The sequence below is a fragment of the Pandoraea capi genome, assembly GCF_902459735.1.
GTDB classification, from domain to species: domain Bacteria; phylum Pseudomonadota; class Gammaproteobacteria; order Burkholderiales; family Burkholderiaceae; genus Pandoraea; species Pandoraea capi.
This window is the reverse complement of record NZ_CABPRV010000010.1, coordinates 1-14587: the sequence shown is the minus strand read 5'-3', so window position 1 is coordinate 14587 and position 14587 is coordinate 1. Positions and strand designations below refer to the sequence as shown.

Below are 14587 nucleotides of genomic sequence, written 5' to 3'. Positions count from 1 at the left end.
CACGTTCTCGTCAGCCCCCTTCGGGAGATGGACGTCAGCGGCGTAATCCACTTTTATGTCCGACCTGCAAACCTCGACCAACGAATCTTTCGCGGCGCTTTTCGAAGAGTCGCTCTCCCGTCAAGACATGCGTGCTGGTGAAGTCATCAGCGCTGAAGTCGTTCGGGTTGACCACAACTTCGTGGTCGTCAACGCCGGCCTCAAGTCCGAAGCGTACATCCCCATCGAAGAATTCCTGAATGATCAGGGCGAGGTCGAAGTTCAGGCCGGCGATTTCGTTTCCGTGGCGATCGACGCCCTGGAAAACGGCTACGGCGACACCGTGCTGTCGCGCGACAAGGCCAAGCGTCTGGCCTCGTGGCTGCAACTGGAAAAGGCCCTCGAATCGGGCGACCTCGTGACCGGTACGATCACCGGCAAGGTCAAGGGCGGTCTGACCGTGATGGTCAACGGCATCCGTGCATTCCTGCCGGGTTCGCTGGTTGACACGCGTCCGGTCAAGGACACGACCCCGTACGAAGGCAAGACCCTCGAATTCAAGGTTATCAAGCTCGACCGCAAGCGCAACAACGTTGTGCTGTCGCGCCGTGCCGTGATCGAAGCCACCCAGGGTGAAGAGCGCGCCAAGCTGCTCGAAACGCTCAAGGAAGGCGCGATCGTCAAGGGCGTGGTCAAGAACATCACCGATTACGGCGCGTTCGTCGACCTCGGCGGCATCGATGGCCTGCTGCACATCACCGACATCGCATGGCGTCGTGTGCGTCACCCGAGCGAAGTTCTGTCGGTTGGCCAGGAAGTCACCGCCAAGATCCTCAAGTTCGATCAAGAGAAGGGCCGCGTCTCGCTGGGCGTCAAGCAACTCGGCGAAGATCCGTGGGAAGGCATTGCTCGCCGTTACCCGCAAGGCACCCGCCTGTTCGGCAAGGTCACCAACATCACCGATTACGGCGCATTCGTCGAAGTGGAATCGGGCATCGAAGGCCTGGTTCACGTGTCGGAAATGGACTGGACCAACAAGAACGTTGCGCCGACCAAGGTTGTCCAGCTGGGCGACGAAGTCGAAGTCATGGTGCTCGAGATCGACGAAGACCGTCGTCGTATCAGCCTCGGCATGAAGCAGTGCAAGCCGAATCCGTGGGATGACTTCTCGCGCAACTTCAAGAAGGGCGACAAGATCAAGGGCGCAATCAAGTCGATCACCGACTTCGGCGTGTTCATTGGTCTGCCGGGCGGCATCGACGGCCTGGTCCACCTGTCGGACCTGTCGTGGAGCGAAGCTGGCGAAGAAGCGGTTCGCAAGTACAAGAAGGGCGACGAAGTCGAAGCCGTGGTTCTGGGCATCGACGTCGAGAAGGAACGCATTTCGCTGGGTATCAAGCAGCTCGAAGGCGATCCGTTCAACACCTTCGTGGCGATCCACGACAAGGGCTCGATCGTTGACGGCACCATCAAGGCCGTTGACCCGAAGGGTGCTGTCGTGTCGCTGGGCGATGACGTGGAAGGCTACCTGCGCGCTTCGGAAATCTCGCACGACCGTGTGGAAGATGCCCGTAACGTGCTGAAGGAAGGCGAAGCCGTCAACGCAATGATCGTCAACATCGATCGCAAGTCGCGCAACATCAACCTGTCGATCAAGGCCAAGGATTCGGCCGAGCAACAGGAAGCGATTAGCAAGATGTCGTCGGATAGCTCGGCAGCGAGCGGCACCACGAACCTCGGTGCCCTGCTCAAGGCCAAGCTGGACAGCCAGAATCAGTAAGGTCCAAGGCCTATGACCAAGTCTGAATTGGTCAACCAGTTGGCGGCGCGGTTTCCCCAGTTGGTGCTCAAGGATGCCGATTTCGCGGTGAAGACGATTCTCGACGCGATGGCCGATGCGCTTGCGCGCGGTCATCGAATCGAAATCCGCGGTTTCGGCAGCTTTGGGCTCAACCGTCGGCCACCGCGCGTCGGCCGCAACCCGAAGTCGGGCGAGAAAGTGATGGTGCCGGAGAAATTCGTGCCGCATTTCAAGCCCGGCAAGGAGTTGCGAGAGCGGGTTGATCACAAGGCGTCGGACCAATAAGGCCCTTTGGGATCTACTACGCAAGAAAAGCGCCTTCGGGCGCTTTTTTTGTATCTGACGATCGACAAGGGGGGGCGGTGCGGACAATCGCCGGAAATGTGAAGCACTTTGCAGGAACGACGCCTCGCAGAGCACATCCGGTACAATACGCCCACGTGCTGGCCTGCTGCGTTCAGGGCTTCGACGCCTCGTGCTGCCGGCTCAAGTTGCAAAACATACGGCAATCCTGCCGCAGGAGCCTTTCGGCATGAAGCTGATTGTTTGGATCGTTCGTCTGATCGTATTCGTGGTGTTGCTGTCTCTCGCGCTGGCCAACACCGGCGAGGTCACGTTGAACCTGTTCCTGGGGCATACGTGGACAGCACCGCTCATCATGATCGGACTGGCATTTTTTGTGGTCGGTGGTGTCATCGGCGTGCTCGCGACGTTGCCGAGCCTGATGCGCCAACGCCTTGAACTGCGTCGCACGCGACGCGACCTGGCCCGTGCCCAGCGTGATCCCGAGGCGAGCGATCAGCCGCCGATGCTGCCGCCGGTATAACGCGGCGCGGCGCACGACGCTCGTCATCCTCATCGACTGTTTCAACGACAACACGCATTCATGGAATTCGAGGTCTGGTGGCTACTTGCCATCCCCGTGATCTTCGGCTGCGGCTGGGTGGCTGCGCGACTCGATTTGCGCAGTCTGCTCTCGGAAAGCCGCAATCTGCCGGCATCCTATTTCCGCGGTCTGAATTTCCTGCTGAACGAACAGCCGGACAAGGCCATCGACGCCTTCATCGAAGTCGCCAAGCTCGATCCCGAAACGACCGAACTGCACTTCGCACTCGGCAGTCTGTTCCGCCGTCGCGGCGAGACGGAACGCGCCATTCGAGTCCATCAGAACCTGCTCTCGCGCGATGATCTGCCGCAAGCCGATCACGAGCATGCGCTGTACGAACTCGGCCACGATTTCCTGAAGGCGGGGCTGCTCGATCGTGCCGAAGACGCTTTCAGCCGGTTGCAGACCGGCGCGTACGCGAAGGCAGCGCAACATGCCAAGCTCACGATCTATCAGATCGAGAAAGAGTGGCGTAAAGCGCTGGCGGAAGCCGAAACGTTGACGGATCTCGATCCGGCCGTGTCCTACCGCAAGGAGATCGCCCAGTTCCATTGCGAGCTGGCGCAGGAAGCGCTGCAACGCAAAGATACCGAGGCGGTCGGGCGTGAACTGGACGCCGCGCTCGCCGTGAATCCGGCCAACGTGCGTGCGCCGCTGCTGCGCGGCGACATGCTGCTCGCCGCCGGAGATGCCGAGGGCGCGCTGCGGGTGCTGCGCACGATCGAGGAACAGAATCCGATGTACCTCGGGCTCGCTGCGAAGCGGGTCATGAAGGCCTTCGAGGCCCTGGGCCGGGCGCCGGAAGGGCTGGCCATGTTGCGTGACGCCTTGCGCAAGAACCCGTCGGACGATCTGCTCGAAATCGTCTATGAGAAGACGTTGTCGCTCGACGGCCCGGACGCCGCGCTCAAGCTGATGCGCGAGCAGATGCACCGTGCGCCGAGCGCCCCCGGTATGGCGCGTTTGCTCGAAGCGCATGCAGCGACCGCGCATGGCGACACGCAGTCGGACCTGCAACTCATGGGCAAGCTGATTACGCAGCGCACCAAGTCGTTGCCGCGCTATGTCTGTGACCAGTGCGGATTCCGCGCCCGACTTTTCTATTGGCAGTGCCCCGGCTGTAACGGCTGGGAGACGTACACGCCGCGCCGTGCCGACGTGCCGGCAGCAACATAAGTTTCATAACATCGCAAAATCATGAAGATCACCATCATCGGTTCCGGCTACGTCGGCCTTGTCACGGGTGCCTGTCTCGCAGACGTCGGTAATGACGTGTTCTGTCTCGACGTCGACCCGCGCAAGATCGAGATCCTGAACAACGGCGGCGTGCCGATTCACGAGCCGGGCCTCCAGGAAGTCATCGCACGCAACCGCGAAGCGGGCCGTCTGCAATTCTCGACCGATGTCGAGGCTTCCGTGGCGCACGGCGACGTGCAGTTCATCGCGGTCGGCACGCCGCCCGATGAAGACGGCTCGGCCGACCTGCAATACGTCGTCGCAGCAGCACGCAACATCGGCCGTTACGCCAAGAGCTTCAAGGTGATCGTGGACAAGTCGACGGTGCCGGTGGGCACGGCAGACAAGGTGCGTGCCGCGGTCGCAGAAGAGCTTGCCAAGCGTAGCGAAGACGTGAAGTTCTCGGTCGTCTCGAACCCCGAATTCCTGAAGGAAGGTGCGGCGGTAGACGACTTCATGCGTCCGGATCGCATCGTGATCGGCGTGGATGACGACGCCGACGGTCAGCAGGCGCGAGCGATGATGAAGCGCCTGTACTCGCCGTTCAACCGCAATCACGAGCGCACGCTGTACATGGACGTTCGCTCGGCGGAATTCACGAAGTACGCCGCCAACGCCATGCTGGCAACGCGTATTTCGTTCATGAACGAATTGGCCAATCTGGCCGATCGCGTGGGCGTGGATATCGAAGACGTGCGTCAGGGCATCGGCTCGGACCCGCGCATCGGGTATCACTTCCTTTACGCCGGTTGCGGCTACGGGGGCTCGTGCTTCCCGAAGGACGTGCAGGCACTTGTGCGTACCGCCGAAGACTACGGTCTGCCGCTACGGATTCTGAACGCGGTGGAAGCCGTCAATGAAACGCAGAAGACGGTGCTGATCGACAAGATCGTGGCGCGTCTGGGCGAGGAATTGAAGGGCAAGACGTTCGCGCTGTGGGGGCTGGCGTTCAAGCCGAACACCGACGACATGCGCGAAGCGCCCAGCCGTCGTGTGATCGCGGAGCTGGTGCGTCGTGGCGCGAGCGTGCGTGCGTACGACCCGGTGGCGCTGGAAGAAGCCCGCCGAGTCGTTGCGCTGGACTTTGCCGACGACGCTAAGGCCCACAGTCGCATCGAGTTCTGCGCCACGCAGAACGACACGCTGACGGGCGCTGACGCGCTGGTCATCGTCACGGAATGGAAGGCCTTCCGCAGCCCGGACTTCACCAAGGTGAAGCAGGCGTTGTCGCTGCCGCTGATCTTCGACGGCCGTAACCTGTACGACCCGGAAGCCATGCAGGAACTGGGTATCGAATACCACGGCATCGGTCGCGGTCTGGGCGAATCCGCCTGATTTTCGAGGAACGACGGATGAATTCGACGGCAACTTCGCTTACCCGTACGGTTCAGGCGCCGGGCGTGCCCAGCGTACCCCGCGAGGCGTTCAGCCGTGCCCGGGTGCTGATCGTCGGTGACGTGATGCTCGACCGCTATTGGTTCGGCGACGTCAATCGCATTTCGCCGGAAGCGCCGGTGCCGGTGGTGCACGTCAAGCGCAACGAAGAGCGTCTGGGCGGGGCCGCGAACGTGGCGCTCAACGCGACGTCGCTGGGGGCACAGGCCGGCCTGCTCTGCGTGCTGGGCGAGGACGAGCCCGCCGAGCGCGTGGTCGACATGCTCGACGCCAGTGGCGTGATGGCTTTCGTGACGCGCGACGCCGATCTCGCGACCACCATCAAGCTGCGCATCGTGTCGCGTCAGCAGCAACTGCTGCGTATCGACTTCGAGAATCAGCCGGCGCGTGAGGTATTGCTGGCGGTGCTCGATCAGTATCGTCAGTTGCTCACGAGCTATGACGTCGTGCTGCTCTCGGATTATGCCAAGGGTGGTTTGACGCATGTCCAGCCGATGATCGAAGCCGCGCGCGCCGCAGGCAAGGCGGTGCTCGTCGACCCGAAGGGCAGCGATTACGAGCGCTATCGCGGCGCCACGATCCTCACGCCGAATCGCTCCGAATTGCAGCAGGTCGTGGGCGTGTGGCGTTCGGAGGACGATCTGACGTCGCGGGCACAGAATCTGCGCGAATCGCTGGGGCTGGAAGCGCTGCTGCTCACGCGCTCGGAGGAGGGCATGACGCTCTTTACCGAAAGCGGTGCGCTGCACGTGCCGGCGCAGGCGCGCGAAGTGTATGACGTCTCCGGCGCGGGCGACACGGTGATCGCCACGCTGGCGGCGTCGCTTTCCGCCGGTCTGCCTCTGCCGCAGGCCGTCGTGCTCGCCAATCGTGCGGGCAGCATCGTCGTGGGCAAGCTGGGCACCGCGACCGTCGACTACACCGAACTCTTTTCCGAGCTGACATGACCATCATCGTGACGGGCGCCGCGGGCTTCATCGGCGCCAACCTCGTCAAAGCCCTCAACGAGCGCGGAGAGACCGACATCGTGGCGGTCGACAACCTCACGCGTGCGGACAAATTCCGCAATCTGGTCGACTGCGAGATCAGCGACTACCTCGACAAGACCGACTTTGTCGCGCGCTTCCAGCGCCGGGAATTCGGTCGCGTGCGCGCCATTTTCCATGAAGGCGCCTGCTCCGACACCATGGAGACGGACGGCCGCTACATGATGGAGAACAACTTCCGTTACACGCGGGCGTTGTTCGAGGCCTGTCAGACGCAGACAGTGCCTTTCCTGTATGCCTCGTCGGCAGCGACTTATGGCGCGTCGGAAACGTTCGTGGAGACGCGCGAGTACGAAAAACCGCTGAACGTCTACGGCTACTCGAAGTTTCTGTTCGACCAGATCGTGCGCCGCGCCATGCGCGAGGCGGGCGGCAAGCTGCCGAGTCAGGTGGCCGGCTTCCGTTACTTCAACGTCTACGGCCCGCGCGAGGCGCACAAGGGCCGCATGGCGTCGGTGGCGTTCCACAACTTCAACGAATTCCGTGCCAATGGCCGTGTGAAGCTCTTCGGCGAGTACAACGGCTACGCTGCGGGTACGCAAAGCCGTGACTTCGTGTCGGTCGAAGACGTGGTGAAGGTCAACCTGCACTTTTTCGATCATCCGGAGCGCAGCGGCATCTTCAATCTCGGTACCGGGCGCGCACAGCCGTTCAACGACATCGCGATTGCCGTGATCAACACGTTGCGCGAGGAGGCCGGTGAAGCGCCGCTGTCGCTCGACGAGATGGTCAAACAGGGGATCGTGGAATACATCCCGTTCCCGGACGCGCTGCGCGGCAAGTATCAGTGCTTCACGCAGGCGAGCGTAGAACATCTGCGTCAGGCCGGCGGCTATCAGCAGCCGTTCTATACGGTCGGCGAAGGCGTTTCGCGTTACGTGCGCTGGTTGCTGGCGCAGTGAGCACGCGCCAGGCACGCCATGCCTGTCACCGGGTCGGCCCGGTACACGGGGAGCCAGACGGCTCCCCGTTGTGTTTGGCGCGCCGTCTCGGACATCGGATCTCGCCGGGTGCTCACGATAGCGATCGCTGGCCGCGAGACCTTACCCTGAGCGAGGTCATGGCCGGTGGATTAGAATGTTTCGATTCCCGACCGAAAAAAGCTTAGTGCAATGGCCTATAAGACTATCGAAGACACCATCGGCAACACGCCGCTGGTGCAACTGGTGCGTTTGCCCGACGACGAAATCCGCCGCCGCAACAACGTGATTCTCGGCAAGCTCGAGGGCAACAACCCGGCGGGATCGGTGAAGGATCGTCCCGCGTTGTCGATGATCAAGCGCGCCGAGCAGCGCGGGCGCATCAAACCGGGCGACACGCTGATCGAAGCGACCTCGGGCAATACGGGCATTGCGCTGGCGATGGCCGCGGCCGTGCGTGGCTACAAGATGGTCCTCATCATGCCGGAAGACCTCTCCGTCGAGCGTCGCCAGAGCATGGGCGCCTACGGTGCCGAGATCATCCTCACGCCGGTCAAGGGCGGCATGGAGTACGCACGTGACCTCGCCCAGCAGATGGAGCGCGACGGGCGCGGCATCATCCTCGATCAGTTCGCCAATCCCGACAACCCGCTCGCGCACTACGAGACGACCGGCCCGGAAATCTGGCGCGATACCGAAGGCCGCGTGACGCACTTCGTCTCCGCAATGGGCACGACCGGCACGATCATGGGGGTCTCGCAGTACCTGAAGGAGCAGAGCGAGTCGGTGCAGATCATCGGCGCTGAGCCGGCCGAAGGCTCGCGTATTCCGGGGATTCGCAAGTGGCCGGAAGCCTATCTGCCGAAGATTTTCGACCGCGCCCGCGTGGACCGTACGGTCTCGGTGACGCAGGCCGAAGCCGAAATCATGGCGCGTCGCCTCGCGGCAGAAGAGGGCATTTTCTGCGGCATCTCGGCTGCCGGTGCCTGCCAGATCGCGCTGAATCTCGCGCATGAGGTCGAGAACGCGACCATCGTGTTCGTCGTTTGCGATCGTGGTGACCGTTACCTGTCGACGGGCGTGTTCCCGGCGTAAGTCGAGTCGCAAGGCATCAAACGGCAACGGGACCCGAGGGTCCCGTTTTTCATGCCCGACGACCGAGGTTGGTCGGTGACGGCTGTTGTGGGGGCCAGTCTCCCGACGATCAGGGCGCGCGTGCGGCCTTGATGGCGTCTGCCAGGTCGTACACGGACATCGCGTAGAAGAAGCTGCGGTTGTAACGTGTGAGCACGTAGAAGTTCGTGAGGCCCATGCGGTACTGCGTGGCCTGTCCGGGTGTCGGCAGATCGACGATCAGCACCGGCGTGTCGAGCGCCGAGCCCACATCGAGGCGCGGTTCGTTCATCAGCATGCCGGCCTTGATGAAGTCGCCGAGCTTCCAATGCGGTTCGGGTTGTCCATCGGCGCCCGCCTCGGCCAGCCCCTGACTGCCGCGATCGGCGGCGATGTTCCACACGACCGGTTGTCCCGGCTGCCATCCGTGCTGTTTGAGGAAGTTGGCGACGCTGCCGATGGCGTCGGCGACATCCGTCGTCAGATTGATCTTGCCGTCGCCGCTGTAATCGACCGCGAAGTTTCGGATCGACGACGGCATGAACTGGGGAATGCCGATCGCGCCGGCATACGAGCCATAGATGCTGAACGGATCGACGCCGCGCTCACGTGCGTAGAGCAGCAGGTTTTCGAGTTCCTTGCGGAACAACGCCATTCGCTCCGAACGATTGCGCGCGGGCGGATAGTCGAACGCGAGCGTAGTGAGCGCATCGATGGTGCGGAAGTTGCCCATGTTGCGCCCGTAGATCGTCTCGACACCGATGATGGCGACGATGATCTCTTCGGGCACACCGTATTCTTTAGCGGCGCGCGAGAGTGCTGCCGCATTCTGATTCCAGAAGCGCACGCCGCCGTTGATGCGCGTGTTGTCGAGGAAACGCTTCTCGTAATTCGTCCAGTTTTTCTGGCCGGGCGTGGCGGGCGGCGCAGCAAGACGTGCGGCCGTCTGTGAGAAAACCACGCGCGAGAAGACCTTCTGCAACTCGGTACGATCGAAGCCGTCGCGTGCCACGATGTCGTTGATGAATGCGTCGACCTCGGGATTGGCCGCATAGCGTTGCGGCACCACTTCTTCCTCGAACTCGGTCTGCGCCGCTTGCTTGCCACGGGCTTGCGCGTGCGCGCTTACGCTTGTCAGTGCAAACGCGCCGATGCACAGCGCAATACTGAACGCGCTGATCGCGCGCATCGAACGTGGGAGTGAATCGTACATCCGTACCGGTGATGTCATGCTGTCTGTCAGGCCTGTATGAAGTCCGAATGCGACGCGGCCCTTGCGGCCATCGTCACGTTAGTCGCGTTGATGCTCTCGTCGCGGCCTGTCGATGTCGAATCGCATTGCGTTGATTCGGTCCTCATCGAAAGGTAACTCGACGTGCGTAATTACCTAGAGCGCCAACCATTCATGCCAGTTCCTGCCGTCCCGAATTTCGGGAGAACGGCCCTAACCGGCTGTCACGGGTCTGCTGGGAGACTGCTTGGCAGTATAACCGAGTGCACCTGTGATACCTTAAGGCCTGTGCACTGTCCGTGACAGTGTTCATGGGGGATGCCGGCCATCGGCACGCGTTTGCGAGTGTTGTTGACGACTGTCAGTCACGTCGTCGCGGCGCGAGTCAGGCTCCGCATCCGGCCGCTACCGGACGTGGAGACCACGGCGCGGCGGGCATCCCCCGCCCGTCCCAATAAAACGATTCGAAGCGATAGGCGACACAACGAATGGCTACCGGGTTCTATACACATCCCGATTGCGTCCGTCACGAGATGGGCGAGTGGCATCCGGAATGCCCCGAGCGGCTGCGCGCCATCGAGGACCAACTGATTGCCGGTCGCATCGACGGTCTGCTCGAACGCCGTGAAGCGCCGGCGGCCGACGAGGCCAGCCTGCGGCTCGTGCATACGCAGGATCACATCGATTTTATCCGCGACAACATTCCCGAATCCGGGTACTTCCCGATCGATCCCGATACGCTGCTCAATCCGTATTCGTGGCGTGCGGCAACGCGCGCAGCGGGGGCAGCGGTCGCGGCGACGGATGCGGTGATTCGCGGCGAACTCGACAACGCATTTTGCAGTGTGCGTCCGCCGGGTCACCACGCCACGCCCACGCGTGCGATGGGCTTTTGCCTGTTCAACAGCGTGGCGATTGCGGCGGCCCACGCGCTGGAAGTCCACGGGTTGTCGCGCGTGGCGATCGTCGACTTCGACGTGCACCACGGTAACGGGACCGAGGCCGCGTTCGGCAACGACGAGCGTGTGCTGATGTGCGGCATCTTCCAGCACCCGTTCTATCCGTTCTCCGGCGCCAACGATCCGGCGCCGAACATGCTCAACATTCCGCTTGAAGCACGCACGTCCGGCATGGCGGCGCGCGAGGCCATCGAGTACGGCTGGCTGGGACGCCTCAACGCATTCCGTCCCGAGATGATCTTCTTCTCGGCCGGCTTCGATGCACACCGTGAAGACGATCTCGGCGGCCTCGGCCTGACCGAAGCGGACTTCGCGTGGATCACGAAGGAAGTGAAGGCCATCGCGGATCGCCACGCGAAGGGGCGTATCGTGAGCTGCCTCGAAGGCGGCTACAACCTCTCCGCGCTCGGTCGCAGTGTCGTGGCGCATCTGAAGGTGCTCGCCGACGTCTGACGTCCGGACGCCGGCCCTCGGTAGATTCGATTGATCCGATAGATCGATAGCGGCCGGCGCGCAGCGTTCATCGCGGCGCGAACGTGCGGCGCAGGAGACGACATGACGTCATCGCAAGCGACGGCGGCGCCCGAGCCGCTGGTTCTCGTCACTCACGGCGAAGGTGAGCTGGCCGGTGTGGTAACGCTCACGCTCAATCGTCCGCGTCAATTCAATGCGTTATCCGAAGCGATGCTCGACGCGCTGCAAGGCGCGCTCGACGACATCGCTCGTGACGACGGCGCCCGTGTGGTGGTGCTGGCCGCGTCCGGTCCGGCCTTTTGCGCGGGACACGATCTCAAGGAGATGCGTGCGGAGCCGTCGCTCGATTACTACCGGACGTTGTTCAATCAGTGCACGCGCGTGATGCTGACGATGCAGCGCATGCCGCAGCCGGTCATCGCACGGGTGCACGGTATCGCGACGGCGGCAGGGTGTCAGTTGGTCGCGATGTGCGATCTTGCGGTCGCGACGTCGGTGGCGCGCTTTGCCGTCTCCGGCATCAATGTCGGCCTGTTCTGTGCGACGCCCGGCGTTGCGCTCTCACGCAATCTCACCCGCAAGCAGGCGATGGAGATGCTGCTGACCGGCGACTTCATCGACGCACAGACGGCCCGCGAGCGCGGACTGGTCAATCGGGTGGTGCCGATGGAGCGGCTCGACGCCGAGGTGGCGGCGCTATGCCGCTCGATTCTTGCCAAGCCCGCTGCGGCGGTGGCGGCGGGCAAGGGGCTGTTCTACCGGCAAGCCGAGACCGGCATCGAGGCTGCGTATCAGATGGCCGGGCAGACGATGGCTTGCAACATGATGGACGCGTGTGCGCTCGAAGGCGTGCGGGCATTCATCGAGAAGCGGGCGCCCGACTGGGCGAAGCCGACGGACTGAGCGCCGTCTCTCGCCGTCTCCCCGCCGTCTCCCGCCTTCTCCGGTTACCGCTGTGAATCACGCATCCACCGGATGCGCTCCACCATTACCACTGCTTTTCCAGCACCAACGGTCCCGGCGTCGCCGTACGGCTGACCGCGTATCCGTTGCCGGTAAACCAGGCACGCAATTCCTTGATCATGTCGGGATTGCCGCACACCATGATGCGCGACGTCGCGGGATCGAGCGTCGCGCCCATCGCCTTTTCCAGTTCGCCGGACGACAGTAGCGTCGTGACACGTCCATATAACGCGCCCGGCGTTTGCTCGCGCGTCACGCTAACCGCGAAGTGAAGCTTGTCGACCCATGACGGATCGACATCCGGATGCGAGAAATGTCTGAGTTCTTCGTAATAGGCGAGGTCGCGCTCCCATCGCACGCTGTGCACGACGAAGATGCGCTTGAAGCGTTGCCACACGTCGGGATCGCGCAGGATCGAAACGAAGGGCGCCAGTCCGGTGCCCGTGGCGAGTAGCCACAGGTCGCCGCCGCCGGTGAAGCGATCGAGGGTGAGAAAGCCGTAGGCGGTATGGTCGACGAGCACCTCGTCGCCGACCTTGAGTTGTGCCAGTCGTGGCGTGAGCTGGCCTTCGGGAATCGTAATTACGTAGAACTCCAACGTATCCTCGGCAGGCGAATTCACGAAAGAGTACGCCCGCCAGATCAGTTCTCCGTCGTCGCCCGGCAGGCCGAGCCGTACGAACTGGCCTGCTGTGAATTGCAGGCCGGGAGGGCGGGTCGTCTTGATGCTGAAGATCGTCGGCGTCCAGAAATGCATGCCGGTGACCGTTTGCGGCGAGTATTTCGTCTGCGCTTGCATGCCGGAGGCTCCTTGCGAATCCACACAGCTTCAGTGTAGCGCGCAGTGAGGGATCGGAATGCGAGACCCTGCTTGCAGGGCGGGTTCAGGCGCACCGAACCCGCCCATTCGGGCTGACTGTGACCCGATCAGATGCGGTGATGCGTACCGAACGGCGTTCGCGGCGTGTTGGCCGTGCGAGTCCCTTGCATGGCATCCATCTCCAGTGCCGATAGTCCGGAGGCGTCGCGTTGTGGTGCCTGCGTTTGCGGCAGATGCGCGACCAGCCAGGCGGTCAATTCCTCGATGACTTTTTCCCGGTCGAGATCGTTGAGCGTTTCGTGGAAGTGGCCCGGGTAGAGCCGCAGGGTCTTGTCCTGCGAGCCGGCGTTGCCGTGGAACTGTTCGCTCGCCCATGGGGCGGTTAGCCGGTCCGCCGTGCCGTGGAAGATGTAGAGCGGCAAGTGCAGGGCGTCTGCGTTGGCGTGAATGCGCGCCATGGCGTCGAGCAGCTCGGCTGCCGTGCGCGCCGGGGTACCTCGATACGCGTTGAGAGGGTCTTTTTTCGCCGCATCGACCACGGCGTTATCGCGAGCGATGGCCGTCGGATCGATCTTGAAGACGGGCACCTTCGGTAGCCAGCGCGACACCCAGCGTCCGGCCTTCACCATCCACGGCGAGACGGGCTCACCCGGCGCGAGCGCCGGACTGCTGAGCATCAGGCCGCTGACGTTGGCGGGAGCGCGCGTGATCGTATAGAGCGCGGCGATGGCACCCCCCATGCTGTGGCCGAGCAGGAACAGCGGCGTCGGCCCGAACGTCGTGCGGACGTGCGTGAGAAAGATTTCGGTGTCGTTGAGATAGTCGTCGAAACGATCGATGTAGACGCGCGCGCCGCCTGAGCGGCCGTGCCCGCGCAGATCGTAGGTCACGGTCGCGATGCCGAGCGACGCGAAGTGCTCAGCCAGACGCGCGTACCGTCCACCATGTTCGCCCATGCCGTGCACGATGGCGACGACTGCGCGTAGCGGCGCGCTATCGATGTCGCCCGCGCGGGCCTCCGGCTGCCACGTATGGACGTGGAGCGTCAGCCCATCGCTGGCTTGCAGACGCGATTCCGAATGCGTTGTCATGTCTCCTCCTGGCGGGATGGCCGGGTGGCCGTCGTGCGTGCGACGGCGGTGCGATTTATCGGTGGGGTCGTCGACAGTCGTGTCGAGGGTTTTACCGGTGCGCCATTCGATCATAGGCGTGCGCGCGCCGGTGTGTTTTCTCTAGAGGAAACGCACCACGAGGAAACTGGCTGCGCAAGAGGATTTGCATAAAAATAGCACGATCGTTCGGGGTGAGGGCGTGGCGCACAAGCGCTTCCTGTCAGGCACCGGCGCCGTTTTTCGCAGGATCGAGCATCCGTGGCAATGCCAGAGCATTTCATGAATGATTGCCACAAAATGCCTCAAATATGCAAATAATGCGTCATTCGCCGTGTGGTTATAATGGCAGCGGATTGACGTAAACGTAACTTTGGAGCGAGTTCATGAAGATCCTGGTACCGGTCAAACGGGTAGTGGATTACAACGTAAAGGTTCGGGTGAAGAGCGACGGCACGGGCGTCGACATTGCGAACGTGAAGATGTCGATGAATCCGTTCGACGAAATCGCGGTGGAAGAAGCGGTGCGCCTGAAAGAGGCGGGTGTGGCGACGGAAGTGATCGCGGTGTCGGCGGGTGTGGCCCAGTCGCAGGAGACGCTGCGCACGGCGCTGGCGATCGGCGCGGATCGCGCGATCCTGATCGAGTCGGACGA

Annotated in this window: 14 protein-coding genes; 11 read left to right on the top strand and 3 right to left on the bottom strand. The window is 62.7% G+C overall.

Annotated features, from left to right (window positions below; genetic code table 11):
* Positions 1-55 precede the first annotated feature (55 nt).
* From rpsA to cysM, 8 genes are all read left to right on the top strand, one after another.
* Positions 56-1759, top strand: coding sequence for a 30S ribosomal protein S1 (rpsA, locus tag PCA20602_RS18940; protein WP_039400075.1), 1704 nt, complete (start codon positions 56-58; stop codon positions 1757-1759).
* A gap of 12 nt (positions 1760-1771) precedes the next feature.
* Positions 1772-2065, top strand: a complete 294-nt coding sequence (locus PCA20602_RS18935) for an integration host factor subunit beta (protein WP_017232087.1) — start codon at positions 1772-1774, stop codon at positions 2063-2065.
* Positions 2066-2312: 247 nt separating this feature from the next.
* Complete coding sequence (locus tag PCA20602_RS18930) at positions 2313-2606, top strand: LapA family protein (RefSeq protein ID WP_150722531.1); 294 nt, start codon at positions 2313-2315, stop codon at positions 2604-2606.
* A 60-nt stretch (positions 2607-2666) separates the two neighbouring features.
* Positions 2667-3842 (top strand): lipopolysaccharide assembly protein LapB, encoded by a 1176-nt coding sequence (gene lapB, locus PCA20602_RS18925; protein WP_150722530.1) that lies wholly within the window; start codon positions 2667-2669, stop codon positions 3840-3842.
* Positions 3843-3863: 21 nt separating this feature from the next.
* Positions 3864-5237 carry a UDP-glucose dehydrogenase family protein gene (locus tag PCA20602_RS18920; RefSeq protein WP_150722529.1) on the top strand — a complete coding sequence of 458 codons (1374 nt, stop codon included), beginning with the start codon at positions 3864-3866 and terminating at the stop codon, positions 5235-5237.
* 17 nt (positions 5238-5254) lie between these two features.
* The gene (gene rfaE1 / locus PCA20602_RS18915; protein WP_069340726.1) at positions 5255-6244 is read left to right on the top strand and encodes a D-glycero-beta-D-manno-heptose-7-phosphate kinase; all 990 of its coding nucleotides are present in this window, start codon (positions 5255-5257) and stop codon (positions 6242-6244) included.
* Complete coding sequence (gene rfaD, locus PCA20602_RS18910) at positions 6241-7245, top strand: ADP-glyceromanno-heptose 6-epimerase (protein WP_150722528.1); 1005 nt, start codon at positions 6241-6243, stop codon at positions 7243-7245. The genes rfaE1 and rfaD overlap by 4 nt, the downstream gene beginning before the upstream one ends.
* A 210-nt stretch (positions 7246-7455) precedes the next feature.
* A complete protein-coding gene (gene cysM, locus PCA20602_RS18905) occupies positions 7456-8358 on the top strand; it encodes a cysteine synthase CysM (RefSeq protein WP_150722527.1) in 903 nt (300 codons plus the stop codon).
* A gap of 109 nt (positions 8359-8467) precedes the next feature.
* Here cysM and mltB read toward each other — a convergent pair whose 3' ends face one another.
* Positions 8468-9589, bottom strand: coding sequence for a lytic murein transglycosylase B (gene mltB / locus PCA20602_RS18900; protein ID WP_246182236.1), 1122 nt, complete (start codon positions 9587-9589; stop codon positions 8468-8470).
* 506 nt (positions 9590-10095) lie between these two features.
* Here mltB and PCA20602_RS18895 point away from each other — a divergent pair.
* Together PCA20602_RS18895 and PCA20602_RS18890 are read left to right on the top strand one after the other, a co-directional pair.
* Complete coding sequence (locus PCA20602_RS18895; RefSeq protein ID WP_069340731.1) at positions 10096-11019, top strand: histone deacetylase family protein; 924 nt, start codon at positions 10096-10098, stop codon at positions 11017-11019.
* Between the two features lie 102 nt (positions 11020-11121).
* Positions 11122-11943 carry an enoyl-CoA hydratase gene (locus PCA20602_RS18890; protein ID WP_150722526.1) on the top strand — a complete coding sequence of 274 codons (822 nt, stop codon included), beginning with the start codon at positions 11122-11124 and terminating at the stop codon, positions 11941-11943.
* 85 nt (positions 11944-12028) lie between these two features.
* Here the strand turns inward: PCA20602_RS18890 and PCA20602_RS18885 are convergent, their stop codons facing one another.
* Together PCA20602_RS18885 and PCA20602_RS18880 are read right to left on the bottom strand one after the other, a co-directional pair.
* Positions 12029-12802 carry a ferredoxin--NADP reductase gene (locus PCA20602_RS18885; RefSeq protein WP_150722525.1) on the bottom strand — a complete coding sequence of 258 codons (774 nt, stop codon included), beginning with the start codon at positions 12800-12802 and terminating at the stop codon, positions 12029-12031.
* Between the two features lie 128 nt (positions 12803-12930).
* Positions 12931-13914: an alpha/beta hydrolase gene (locus tag PCA20602_RS18880; protein ID WP_150722524.1), complete on the bottom strand. Its 984-nt coding sequence runs from the start codon at positions 13912-13914 to the stop codon at positions 12931-12933.
* Positions 13915-14318: 404 nt separating this feature from the next.
* Here PCA20602_RS18880 and PCA20602_RS18875 point away from each other — a divergent pair.
* Positions 14319-14587: electron transfer flavoprotein subunit beta/FixA family protein (locus PCA20602_RS18875; RefSeq protein ID WP_425495687.1), on the top strand; the 269-nt coding region annotated here is incomplete at its 3' end.

Excerpts from the sequence above, each read along its gene's own strand:
- PCA20602_RS18880 (WP_150722524.1), bottom strand. The coding sequence starts at position 13,914 with ATGACAACGCATTCGGAATCGCGTCTGCAAGCCAGCGATGGGCTGACG.
- rfaD (WP_150722528.1), top strand. The coding sequence starts at position 6,241 with ATGACCATCATCGTGACGGGCGCCGCGGGCTTCATCGGCGCCAACCTC.
- PCA20602_RS18930 (WP_150722531.1), top strand. The coding sequence starts at position 2,313 with ATGAAGCTGATTGTTTGGATCGTTCGTCTGATCGTATTCGTGGTGTTG.
- lapB (WP_150722530.1), top strand. The coding sequence starts at position 2,667 with ATGGAATTCGAGGTCTGGTGGCTACTTGCCATCCCCGTGATCTTCGGC.
- rpsA (WP_039400075.1), top strand. The coding sequence starts at position 56 with ATGTCCGACCTGCAAACCTCGACCAACGAATCTTTCGCGGCGCTTTTC.
- rfaE1 (WP_069340726.1), top strand. The coding sequence starts at position 5,255 with ATGAATTCGACGGCAACTTCGCTTACCCGTACGGTTCAGGCGCCGGGC.
- PCA20602_RS18920 (WP_150722529.1), top strand. The coding sequence starts at position 3,864 with ATGAAGATCACCATCATCGGTTCCGGCTACGTCGGCCTTGTCACGGGT.
- cysM (WP_150722527.1), top strand. The coding sequence starts at position 7,456 with ATGGCCTATAAGACTATCGAAGACACCATCGGCAACACGCCGCTGGTG.
- mltB (WP_246182236.1), bottom strand. The coding sequence starts at position 9,589 with ATGTACGATTCACTCCCACGTTCGATGCGCGCGATCAGCGCGTTCAGT.
- PCA20602_RS18890 (WP_150722526.1), top strand. The coding sequence starts at position 11,122 with ATGACGTCATCGCAAGCGACGGCGGCGCCCGAGCCGCTGGTTCTCGTC.
- PCA20602_RS18935 (WP_017232087.1), top strand. The coding sequence starts at position 1,772 with ATGACCAAGTCTGAATTGGTCAACCAGTTGGCGGCGCGGTTTCCCCAG.
- PCA20602_RS18895 (WP_069340731.1), top strand. The coding sequence starts at position 10,096 with ATGGCTACCGGGTTCTATACACATCCCGATTGCGTCCGTCACGAGATG.
- PCA20602_RS18885 (WP_150722525.1), bottom strand. The coding sequence starts at position 12,802 with ATGCAAGCGCAGACGAAATACTCGCCGCAAACGGTCACCGGCATGCAT.